The 1,376-nt window shown below is 71.5% G+C and carries 1 protein-coding gene and 1 pseudogene; both read right to left on the reverse strand.

The features are described 5' to 3' along the window. The coding region (locus KBI5_RS20940; protein ID WP_133057096.1) for a PrgI family protein at positions 1–490 on the reverse strand (490 nt) is incomplete at its 3' end. Positions 491–607: 117 nt separating this feature from the next. Beyond that, a pseudogene (locus KBI5_RS20945) lies at positions 608–1,376 on the reverse strand (hypothetical protein); the annotation flags it as partial.

A 1,376-nucleotide genomic window follows, 5' to 3' on the forward strand; every position in this document is an offset into this window, starting at 1 on the left:
TGTTGGTGGTGTCGACCTCGGCGATCACCGCGACCGCGGTGTGCAGGTCCACCACCCCGGCCGCCTCGCCGTGTCGGCCGGCGTCGACTCCCGCAGCCAGCGGCCGGGCGGGTGCGGGTGGCTGCTGGGCGGCGGCCACATCGGGTACCCAGCCCGGCAGGCCGGCCGGGCCGCCGGGTGGGGCGGGGGCCTGGACGTGGGGGGTGCGTCGGTGGGTGAACGCGGCGGCGGCGTAGCGGTCGAGGGGCAGGCCGGCACGCCGTCCCAGCGCGAGCGCGGCACCGCCGCCGACCGGGGGCAGGCACAGCAGGATCAGCAGCGGGGTCGGCAGATACGGCCGGGCGGTCCAGAACACCGCCGCGGCGAGCAGCAGCGGCGGGACGAGCACCGTCAGCTGGCGGGCGGTCAACCCGGCGAGGATCTGATCCGGCCGGTCGACATCCGCGGGAATCCGGGTCCGACCCGGGACGACCGGCGACGACGGCGACATGACATCACTCCCAGTCAGCACAAGGGGGGAAGGAGAACGGGACGGTGAAAGACACGGGCTGTCCGCGGCGGGTTCTCGACACGGCGGGAGACCGACAGCCCGGTCAGAGGGACACGCTCAGATGTGGATGCCGGCAGCGGTCAGCGCGCGGCGCAGCAGCCGGTAGCGCACCAGCGTCACCACCGCGGACGGCCCGCCGGTGCTACGCAGCACCATCCGGATGATCCAGCTCTCCAGCCGCAAGGCGAGCACGAACAGGGCGCAGCACAGCAGAATGTTGAGCAGGCTGCTGTTGTTCGGCGCCAGCGCATGGCCGGAGTCGGCGAGCAGCACCCGCAGGCCGACCAGCAGGAGCAGCGCATGAGCGACCTGGACGGCCAGGCAGCCGACCAGCGCCCGCCCCCACAGTGTCGCCAGCCCGGCGGTCTGCGGAAGCCCATGCCAGATCAGCAGCAGCGGGGCGGCGACCGCGAGCAGCATCAGCACCAGCAGCCGCACCGCCCAGCCCACGATGAGGGCGATGGCCATCACCGCGACGCACAACACGATGAGGACCACGAAGGGCGCGACCCTGCTGACGCTCAGGGTCGTAGTGAGCGTGGAACCGATCCCCTCCGCGGTGATCTTCTGCTTGGTGAGAGCGTTCGAGATCCCGTTGGACAGGCCGATCGCGAGGCTCATCAGCGGCAGGCTCAGGTGCGCGAGCACAAAGGCGACGATCATGCGGGGGGCGAGGTCCTTCGCCACAGCCCGGGTCTGCAGCGTGTCATAACCCATGACCAGCAGCCCACCGGCAGTCAGGATGAGCAGCATCAGGCTGTCCGCGATCGCCAGGCTGTCCCACCACATCTGACGGATCGCCGGGCGGGTGGTGACATCCTCGGTC

The organism is Frankia sp. KB5, assembly GCF_002099325.1.
GTDB classification, from domain to species: domain Bacteria; phylum Actinomycetota; class Actinomycetes; order Frankiales; family Frankiaceae; genus Frankia; species Frankia casuarinae.